This window comes from Mesorhizobium sp. M5C.F.Ca.IN.020.32.2.1, assembly GCF_004023105.1.
Classification (GTDB): domain Bacteria; phylum Pseudomonadota; class Alphaproteobacteria; order Rhizobiales; family Rhizobiaceae; genus Mesorhizobium; species Mesorhizobium wenxiniae.
This window is the reverse complement of the sequence record NZ_RZSX01000882.1, coordinates 1-2,532: the sequence shown is the minus strand read 5'-3', so window position 1 is coordinate 2,532 and position 2,532 is coordinate 1. Positions and strand designations below refer to the sequence as shown.

Sequence of the window (2,532 nt, the reverse complement as noted above, 5' to 3'; positions counted from 1 at the left end):
GGAACGCGAGGTCGTCGCCTATCACGAAATGGGCCATGCGCTGGTAGCCATGGCGCTGCCCGGAGTGGATCCCGTACACAAGGTATCGATCATCCCGCGCGGCGTCGGCGCGTTGGGCTACACGATCCAGCGGCCGACTGAGGACCGATTCCTCATGACGCGCCAGGAACTGGAGAACAAGATGGCGGTGCTGCTCGGCGGCAGGGCGGCCGAGTGGATCGTGTTCGGGCATCTGTCCACGGGGGCCGCCGATGACCTAGCCAAAGTGACCGACATCGCCCGCGCCATGGTCACGCGTTACGGCATGTCGGAAAAACTCGGCCACGTGGCGCTGGAAAAGGACCAGCGCTCCTTCCTGAGCCCCAACCCACTCGCCGGCGGTTCGCGCGAGCACGATTACGGCGAGGCCACCGCCGAAGCTATCGACGAGGAAGTTCGCAGCATCGTAGATACAGCTTTCGCGCGAACCGTCGGGCTCCTCACGGAGAGACGAGATCTGCTGGAAAAGACGGCGCGCAAACTGCTCGAAATCGAGACGCTCAGCGAGGCTGAACTCGCATCGCTCGTCGGAAACGTCTCGGCACCGGATCGCACGGAGCCATCCGAACCGGAATTGGGCAGGCGACCGGTACGACGAGGCAAGGCTGCGGCTACAAACTTGTCGCGCGGGTAGGCCAATCATAGTCGCCTTCGGTCGCGTTGTGGTTGAGCCGAACGAAGGAGGACGCAATGACGAAAGAGAGCACCAACACGCAGCAAGTCCTGCAGTGCATGACAACCGAGCATTTCGTGCTGCAGACCGCCCGCGCAGCCACGATTCAAGAAGCGAACCAGCGCGCCAATCTGTTCCTCAGGTCGGTCTCGAGCGTAACGATCGCTCTGTCATTCGTCGCGCAAGTCACGGAAATGGGTATGCCCTTCGTGCTGTTCAGCCTGATCCTGCTGCCTTGCCTGTTCTTCATCGGTCTGGTCACTTTCGTGCGCGCCGTGCAGGTTGCGATCGAGGATATGGTGCACGCCCGTGGCATGGCGCGGATCCGGCACTATTACGTCGAAGTCGCGCCGATTATGCAAAAGTACCTTATCCACTCTACGCACGACGACCGCTCGGCAGTGCTCGTCGACAAGGGACTGAGACCATCGCCCCTGCAGTATTTCATGACGACCGCAGGCATGGTGAGTACGATCAGCGGCGCGATCGCAGGCGTCTTTGCGGGCATAGTTGCGACATCGGTGATCGGTTCAGGGATGGTTCTCGGCGTGATTTCCGGAATTTTGGCTTTCGTTATAAGCATCTTGCTTCTGCGCGGTTCCCACGATCGAGCTTGGGCGACAGCCGAGCAGAAATTGATGACACATTTCCCGGGCGCGCCCGGGAAATGATGTCTTGCGGGCCGGCGCAGCCGGCTGGTTATCGGCTGAATCCTGCAAGGGCCGTACGTATGGCCTGCCTGGCGCTGTACGAAGTCGGATGCTCACCCTCGCAACTAGGCGCCCGAGGCAAATCGCTGTGGGCCGGAGAGGCAAAAGAGCCGCCGGATTGGCTCATCGTTAGGACGTTGATAAGCATTTGGTAATAAAAGACGGAAAATGAAATGCTGGCTCGATCGGGTATGTATGATGCCGTCGTTTTCAGCGGGCCTGTGACGTGCGCATCAAGAGCCAGATCATTCTCAGCATGGTGGCCGCCTCGGCTTTGATCGGCCTCGTAGGCGGCGTTGCGATTTTTACACAGATGGCCGCGATCAGGTCGTTGGGATTGACCGAAGCGGCCAATGTCGCGCAGGAATTGGCCAACACGATCGTCTTCAAGTCATCCGATGGGGCACCTTCGCTGTTCGAGCGACCCGACGCGCTACGCGAGTTTCTGGAGCATCAGCACCATGGTTTGCGCAGGGATTTCCTGGTCGTCGACCGCAACAAGATCCTCCTGGCCCACGCTTCCGACGAAGACCACAATATCGGCGACAAGTTCGATCACGACCCCGGCAATGAAGTCGGCAAGACCCTCGAGGATGGCGTCCCACGCAGGTTTAACGATCCTCATGAGATCGATGACTTACTGGTCGTTCCGATCGAACATCCCGAGGACACGATCATCGGCGCCGTGCTTTTGGAATACGACCCCCTGCTAGGCGATGCCGAAAGGCGCACCAGCAACATGCTTTGGTTGGTCGGCCTCAATGCGGCAGCCGCCATGCTGGTTGCGGCCGGATTCGCGGCGGCGCTACTGCGTCGTTTCGGCTCCGGGCTTTCAGACCTGACGAAAGGCATGGAAGCGCTGGCCAAGGGCGATGCCATGACGCGCATAACCCACACTCGCAAGGATGAGTTCGGGCAACTGGCGCATGGCTTCAACACCATGGCGGCCGAGCTTGAATCGGCGCGAGCCCACATCGAGGATATCGTCGACACGGCGGCCGAAGGCATTGCCGTCCTCGACGGTGATGGCCGGATTGCCAGCGTCAATCCCGCGGCGGCCTTGATGATTGGGCGGCGCGGGATTGACGCTGGCAATCCGGCCATCACCGT

General features: G+C 60.5%; 2 protein-coding genes and 1 pseudogene. All 3 read left to right on the top strand.

Translation table 11 applies throughout. The features are described 5' to 3' along the window. A pseudogene (locus EOA86_RS30345) lies at positions 1-673 on the top strand (cell division protein FtsH); the annotation flags it as partial. 116 nt (positions 674-789) lie between these two features. Beyond that, positions 790-1,383, top strand: coding sequence for a hypothetical protein (locus EOA86_RS30340; RefSeq protein ID WP_245497424.1), 594 nt, complete (start codon positions 790-792; stop codon positions 1,381-1,383). Positions 1,384-1,648: 265 nt separating this feature from the next. Continuing rightward, positions 1,649-2,532: HAMP domain-containing protein (locus EOA86_RS30335; RefSeq protein ID WP_128344993.1), on the top strand; the 884-nt coding region annotated here is incomplete at its 3' end.